Annotated in this window: 7 protein-coding genes; 6 read left to right on the top strand and 1 reads right to left on the bottom strand. The window is 63.8% G+C overall.

The annotated features are described in order from the left end of the window. Positions 1-196 precede the first annotated feature (196 nt). The 5 genes from EOA75_RS26800 (at position 197) to EOA75_RS26825 (ending at position 4,006) form a co-directional block, all read left to right on the top strand. A complete protein-coding gene (locus EOA75_RS26800) occupies positions 197-637 on the top strand; it encodes a hypothetical protein (RefSeq protein ID WP_127325577.1) in 441 nt (146 codons plus the stop codon). Between the two features lie 133 nt (positions 638-770). Further along, positions 771-1,322, top strand: coding sequence for an isochorismatase family protein (locus EOA75_RS26805; protein ID WP_127325578.1), 552 nt, complete (start codon positions 771-773; stop codon positions 1,320-1,322). Positions 1,323-1,408: 86 nt separating this feature from the next. Continuing rightward, the gene (locus EOA75_RS26810) at positions 1,409-1,864 is read left to right on the top strand and encodes a GFA family protein (protein WP_067322530.1); all 456 of its coding nucleotides are present in this window, start codon (positions 1,409-1,411) and stop codon (positions 1,862-1,864) included. A gap of 355 nt (positions 1,865-2,219) precedes the next feature. Then, the gene (locus EOA75_RS26815) at positions 2,220-3,452 is read left to right on the top strand and encodes an amidohydrolase family protein (RefSeq protein ID WP_127325579.1); all 1,233 of its coding nucleotides are present in this window, start codon (positions 2,220-2,222) and stop codon (positions 3,450-3,452) included. Between the two features lie 398 nt (positions 3,453-3,850). Continuing rightward, positions 3,851-4,006 carry a DUF1127 domain-containing protein gene (locus EOA75_RS26825; protein ID WP_082953795.1) on the top strand — a complete coding sequence of 52 codons (156 nt, stop codon included), beginning with the start codon at positions 3,851-3,853 and terminating at the stop codon, positions 4,004-4,006. 128 nt (positions 4,007-4,134) lie between these two features. Here the strand turns inward: EOA75_RS26825 and EOA75_RS26830 are convergent, their stop codons facing one another. Beyond that, a complete protein-coding gene (locus tag EOA75_RS26830; RefSeq protein WP_095824517.1) occupies positions 4,135-4,449 on the bottom strand; it encodes a GYD domain-containing protein in 315 nt (104 codons plus the stop codon). A gap of 402 nt (positions 4,450-4,851) precedes the next feature. On the opposite strand from EOA75_RS26830, the gene EOA75_RS26835 reads away from it, so the two are divergent. Next, on the top strand, positions 4,852-6,018 hold the full coding sequence (locus EOA75_RS26835) for a PLP-dependent aminotransferase family protein (protein ID WP_245466745.1): 1,167 nt from the start codon (positions 4,852-4,854) through the stop codon (positions 6,016-6,018). The last annotated feature ends 292 nt before the right edge of the window (positions 6,019-6,310 follow it).

The raw sequence follows: 6,310 nt of genomic DNA on the forward strand, positions 1-6,310 counted from the left end.
CGTCAGCTGTGTATAAGAGACAGGGATTGGGTAGGGCGCTTATCTTCTCCCCTTGTGGGAGAAAGAGGATCGGCGGGTAGCGCCGAGACGGATGAGGGTGCTGGAAGAAGATTGAGCGCTCCGGCAGCGGTGCCGTGCCTGTAGGAGGCGGGCGTCCTTAATCTCAAACTAACCAGCGGAACAATAGAATACATCCATGAATTGGTGGATCGGACTTTGCTGGTCGGCTGGGACCCTTTGCTTTGCGGCGCTCGACTATCGGGCCCGGAAATCGGCCGGCAGGCGACATTCAGACTGGCTCTGGCGCCTGGCCATGTACTTTGCGGTGGGCGGCGGCCTTTTCGCGGCCATGGGATATGCGCCCATCGTCCTTTACCGCTTGGGTGAGTCCATCGTCGGTTTATACAATCATCCACCTGCACCGAAGATGCTGCTGGCTTTCGCAACTACTGCGGTCTGCGTGGTTCTGGCCCTGGAAATTCTTAAGGTAGCCGTTAGAACAATGCGCGAAGCCGGCAGTTCGCTGCCGGGTCGCCACTCAATGAATCCTGCCTGGCGGATCGCTATTGCTCTCGTGTTGTTCGCCATAGCCGTGGGCCTCCTTGCTGGCAGCGTCTATGTTCTGAGGAACCGCTAGCAGAAAGCTCTAGCTCGTACGGCCTGAACCCAAGCTCTGGCAAGCGGCGCCGAACTGTCGATCTGCCACAAGGGCGTGGACCACGCTCGTCCCCGTGCTTGACCCACCCCCCACCTCCGCTATCTTCGCGCCCATGCCAGACACCGCTCCCTGGGCCGCCGCTCCGCTGATCGTCATCGACCTCCAGACCGGCATGTTCGACGGCCGTTTCGATCCGCCGATCCATGATGCCGACGTCATTGCCGAGCGCGCGCGAAAACTGATCGATTGGGCGCGCAAAACCGGCCGTAAGGTGGCCTTCGTGCGCCATGACGGGCCGGCGGGCGATCCGCTGGCACCGGGCGCTTCCGGCTGGCCGGTATGGCCGCAGCTCGGCCAGGCGGCCGGCGAACCGACCTTCGGCAAGAGCGTCGGCAATGCCTTCTCCAACGCCGAGCTCGGGCAGTGGGTCGCGGGGCAGGGCGTTCGCGACGTGGTGCTCATCGGCGCGCAGAGCGATTTCTGCGTTGCCGCCACGGTGAAAGGCGCTCTTGCCCAGGGCCTCGGCGTCACCGTCGTTTCGGATGCGCATTCGACGCTCGATTCCGAGGAGGAGAAAGCGCCCGACATCATCATCCGGCACAACAAAGCGTTCGCCGAGCAGGGCGCGCGGCTGACGACGACCGCGGCGCTGATTGGGGGCTGAGGGCTTGGCTCCTCCTTCTTCCTTGTGGGAAGAACGCGTCGCCGAAGGCGACGGATGAGAAGGGAAAACCAACCCAAGGAGCGCTCATGCCAATCCCCTCCCTGCCTGCCGAAGGTGGCTGCCGCTGCGGCCGCGTGCGTCTCAGGATCTCCGCCAAGCCGCTGCTCACCATGGCCTGCCATTGCACCGGCTGCCAGAAGATGTCGTCGAGCGCTTATTCGCTGAGCGCCGCCATTCCCGCGGATGGCTTCGAGATCACCAAGGGCGAGCCGGTGATCGGCGGCCTGCGCGGCGCTTCGAAGCACTATTTCTGCGGCTACTGCATGAGCTGGATGTTCACCCGGCCGGAGGGGCTCGACTGGTTCGTCAACCTGCGCCCGACCATGCTGGATGACCCCGCCTGGTTCACGCCTTTCGTCGAGACCTGGACCAGCGAGAAGCTGCCCTGGGCCGAGACGCCCGCCCTGCACAGCTACGCGGCCCTGCCGGCCTTCGAGGAATATGACGGGCTGGTCGCGGAATATGCAAAGTCCCAGGCCTGATCGCCCAAAACAAAACGGCGACCCGGGTCAGATCGCCGTTCAGTACAAGGTCGACGCGGCCGTTGGGGGCGACATTGTTGGGGATGTGCTTGGGCGTCCGCGTCGACCAAGGCGGCCTCGTACCGCAGCCTGGACTATGGCATGTTTTTCTCGTGCCGAAACTTCCGCGATAGCGGAATAGGCAGGCGACAGGGACTTCCCCACCGCCGCTTGGAATTAAGGTTAACGGCGGCGCAGGCGATCGGGCGCGCGATCTGCCAACCGCGGGTGACAGAGAACTTCGGCGAAACACTTTCTATCCCGATCCGCATTGACCTCTGCCTGCCGAGGGACGACGACTGATGCATCATTGCTGATGGATTGCATCTTGCCCCGCTTTCTCAACGCAAAACTCGCCGACGGCTCCCTGGCCGACCTCACCGTTGCCGACGGCCGCTTCAACGCCATCACGCCCGCCGCCAATGCCCCCGGCGCGGCGCCAGGCGCCGTCGATCTCGCCGGCCAGCTCGTGCTGCCGGCCTTCGTCGAGGGCCACATCCATCTCGACACCTCCTTCTATGGCGATGCCTGGCGCTCGCACATTCCCTGCACCAACGGCTTCGATGTGCGCGAGCGGGTCGCCTTCCAGATGCGGAACCTCGAGCAGGCCGCGCCGATGGAAGAGCGCGCGAAAAACCAGCTCGAGCTTTGCGTCGGCAATGGCAGCCTTGCGATGCGCAGCCACGTCATGGTCGACGCCGCGGTCGGGCTGAAACATGTCGAAACGATCCTTGCCGTGCGCGAAAAATATCGCGAGCTGATCGACATCCAGCTCGTCGCCTTCCCGCAAAGCGGCATCCAGTCGTCGCCCGGCACCGCCGAACTTCTGGACGAGGCTTTGAAGCTCGGCTGCGATCTGATCGGCGGGCTCGACCCGGCAAGCTTTGACCGCGATGTGAAGGGCCATCTCGACGTCGTCTTCGGCCTTGCCGAAAAACACGGCGCCGGAATCGATATCCACCTGCATGACGGCGGCACCCTCGGCCTGTTCGAGATCGAGGAGATCGCCGCGCGGAGCACGGCACTGGGCATGCAAGGCAAAGTCGCCGTCAGCCACGCCTATGCGCTGGGCGACATTTCCGCCGACGCGCTGGCCAAAGCCGGCGAGCTGCTCGCCGCCTCCGGCGTCGCCATCATGACCAACGCGCCCGGCAACCATCCTTTCCCGCCGGTGGCGGCATTGCGCAAGGCGGGCGTCACGGTCTTTGCCGGCTCCGACAACATCCGCGATTCCTGGTGGCCTTACGGCGATGGCGACATGCTGAACCGCGCCAACATGATCGGCTACCGCTCCGGCTTCTACGAGGATCGCGAGCTGGAAGCAGCCTACGACGTGGTGAGCCATGCCGGCGCCAGGGCGCTGGGGCTCGAAGGCTATGGCATCGCCGTCGACGCCAAGGCCGATTTCGTCGCGCTCAGGGCCGAGCATGTGCCGGAAGCGGTGGCGGGGGTGCCGAAGGAGCGGACCGTGTATCGCACGGGCAGGGAAGTGGCACGGGAGGGGAAGGTAGTCGATCGGGCCGGCCTCACCGGCCTGCGATCTGCTTGACAGTCCGATAGCCGTACCGCATTTTTCCGGCGAGGCAGGGGAGATTTCGCCATGAAAAAAGAATATTCGAAGCCGACGCTCGTCCGCAAAGGCCGGCTCTCGGCGCAGACCGCGCAGCAACTTCCTTCCGGTAGTACGGACTAACGCCTGACGCCTATCTTGGCGAGCAAGGCAGTCAGCAATTGTGCGCCCGTCATAGCCGGCAGCGCCGCCTGTTGGCGCTCACCACTAATGCCGCGGCGTCGAAACCCAATTTAATTCGCACACAAATGTTTCAGGCCGCTCCGGCTTCGTGAAGCATTTCACCGTCTGCGCGCAATCGCCTGGTTACAGACGCACCTCAAAAGCGGCGCCCGGAGGGCGGCCGCCAATTCTGCCGCTGCTTTGTGGAGGTTGCGATGTTTAAGAGCCTTAACCGAATCCGCGCCGCGTTCGCGCAGGCGAGAAGGCGCCGCAGGACGACGCGCGAGCTGAACGAACTGCCGCCGGAGATCCGCAAGGACATCGGATGGCCCGATACGGCCCGGGACGACGAGATTCGATTGCCGTTCTAATGCATGTTGCCCAAAGTGCGGAGCGGTTTGGGGATAAGGGCATGCGTCAGCAAAGCCTCGGCTTGCGGTGACGTGATGCCGGCAGCACGGGACGACGAACGCGCCGTCCCTGCTGCCTGGCCAGGCCGTCAGCCGGCGGGCTTGTAGGCCCCGGCAGCCTTGTTGGCGACCTCGAGCACCGCCTTCATGTCGAGTTCTTCGAGGACGACCAGCTCGCTCAACGAGCCGCTCGCGCGCACGGCAAGGGCCATGCCCATCCCGGCGACCTGATCCGGCACCTCGCCATTGACGACGACGTCGTAAATGCCGCGCGTGAACATGACGCTGCTCATCCTGCCGCCGACGCTTTCAAAGAGCGCCTGGATTGCAGCTTCGCGGTTCGATCCCTGCATCAGCCCTTTGGCGGCATGGGGTTCGTAACTTGCCAGTATGGTGACCTTCATGGCTATCTCCTCCAAATATCATTGCCTCAGGCTGCTCAATGGTTTGAGCAGCCGAGGTGCTTGTTGTTTCACTGACATTTGACCTGGTCACGGACCGCCCGGGCACCATGGCCAACAGGCGGTTCAGCCGGAGCACGGCTTCGGCTTGCGACAATATGCGCCTATTCTAATATTGCGACAATCCCGCGATGAGCGGACCGCCGTCGTGTCAGATATCTCCGTCAGGATATGTGGGCCAATTGTCGTCAGAGCGATGCGCCATGGCCGGTTTGTGTATTCACGCGACGGACGTGGCCTGATAATAGGTCAACGAAGCTGACCTAAATGCTAAAACCCCGAACGAAGCACTGCGGGAGGTGCGCTTTGACCCTGTTGAACCTTCTGGCCTCGCGCTCCTCGCGCATGAAGGCCTCCGAAATCCGCGAGCTCCTGAAGCTGCTCGATCAGCCCGACATCATCTCGTTCGCCGGCGGTATTCCCGATGCCTCGCTGTTTCCGGCCGAGGCCATCGGCGACGCCTATCAGGCCGTGCTCGGCGGCGCGGAAGCGGGGGCCGCGCTGCAATACCAGGTCAGCGAAGGTTTCCTGCCGCTGCGCAAATGGCTGGCCGGCTATATGGGCGGACTCGGCATCCGATGCGACGAGGGCAACATCTTCATCACCTCCGGCTCGCAGCAGGCGCTCGATTATCTCGGCAAGCTGTTTCTGTCGCCCGGCGACACCGCGCTGGTCACCTGGCCGACCTATCTCGGCGCGCTGCAAGCCTTCAACGCCTACGAGCCGCGTTACGACCGGCTGAACACCGCCGGCGGCAACATGACGCCGGACGCCTATCGCGCGGCCGCCGCGGCTAACGGCGGCAAAGTGAAATTCGCCTATCTGGTGCCGGATTTCGCCAACCCGACCGGCAACACGCTGGATAGCAAGCAGCGCGAGGCGGTGCTCGACCTCGCCGGCGAGCTCGACATCGCCGTCATCGAGGACGCCGCCTACCGGGCGCTGCGCTATGACGGCGAGGCGGTGCCCGCGATCCTGGCGCTGGATTGCGCCCGCTCGGGCGGCATCGACAACGCCCGCACGCTCTATTGCGGCTCCTTCTCCAAGATCCTGTCCCCAGGCATGCGCGTCGGCTGGGTCTGCGCCCCGCGCCATGTGGTGGAAAAGCTGGTGCTGATGAAACAGGCCTCCGATCTGCACAGCCCGTCGATCAACCAGATGGTCATGCATCGCGTTGCCGAGACCATCTTCGACGCCCAGGTGGAGAAGCTGATCGGTGCCTATCGCCGTCGCCGCGACGCGCTGCTCGGCGCGCTCGAGGAAAACATGCCGGACGGCATTTCCTGGAGCCGGCCGGAAGGCGGCATGTTCGTCTGGCTGACGCTGCCCGAAGGCACTGACGCCACCGCGTTGCTGGCGCGTTCGGTAAAAGAGGCGCGCGTCGCCTTCGTGCCGGGCAACGCCTTTTATGCCGACGGCACTGGCCGCAACACGCTGCGCATGTCCTTCACGCTGGCCGACGACCGCGCGGTGGGCGAGGGCGTGCCGCGATTGGCGAAGCTGCTGAGGTAGCCAATTTCCTCAAAGAGAGATCGACAGCCGGCTATCACCTCCTTCTCGCGCAGGCGTGATTGGTAGTGCGCAGCCGTGATTATAGCCCCGCCGATTCTTCGGCTAGGGTCGCGGCCGATCCAACACCCCCTGGATCGGCAGGCAGCGAAGTCCCACCTTCAAGGCCTCAACGAAAGGGCCCCGACGGCTTCCACCGGCGGGGCTTTTTTGTGTCGGCGATCCGGCGCGAATCGAAACCGCCCTACTTGTTGCAGTTCTGCATGTTCGAGGTCGTATTGCCGCTGGCCGTGTT

The organism is Mesorhizobium sp. M1A.F.Ca.IN.022.07.1.1, assembly GCF_003997575.1.
GTDB lineage: Bacteria > Pseudomonadota > Alphaproteobacteria > Rhizobiales > Rhizobiaceae > Mesorhizobium.

Bases quoted from the DNA above. Each gene is read 5' to 3' on its own strand.
- EOA75_RS26800 (WP_127325577.1), top strand. From the start codon at position 197: ATGAATTGGTGGATCGGACTTTGCTGGTCGGCTGGGACCCTTTGCTTT.
- EOA75_RS26805 (WP_127325578.1), top strand. From the start codon at position 771: ATGCCAGACACCGCTCCCTGGGCCGCCGCTCCGCTGATCGTCATCGAC.
- EOA75_RS26810 (WP_067322530.1), top strand. From the start codon at position 1,409: ATGCCAATCCCCTCCCTGCCTGCCGAAGGTGGCTGCCGCTGCGGCCGC.
- EOA75_RS26815 (WP_127325579.1), top strand. From the start codon at position 2,220: ATGGATTGCATCTTGCCCCGCTTTCTCAACGCAAAACTCGCCGACGGC.
- EOA75_RS26825 (WP_082953795.1), top strand. From the start codon at position 3,851: ATGTTTAAGAGCCTTAACCGAATCCGCGCCGCGTTCGCGCAGGCGAGA.
- EOA75_RS26830 (WP_095824517.1), bottom strand. From the start codon at position 4,449: ATGAAGGTCACCATACTGGCAAGTTACGAACCCCATGCCGCCAAAGGG.
- EOA75_RS26835 (WP_245466745.1), top strand. From the start codon at position 4,852: ATGAAGGCCTCCGAAATCCGCGAGCTCCTGAAGCTGCTCGATCAGCCC.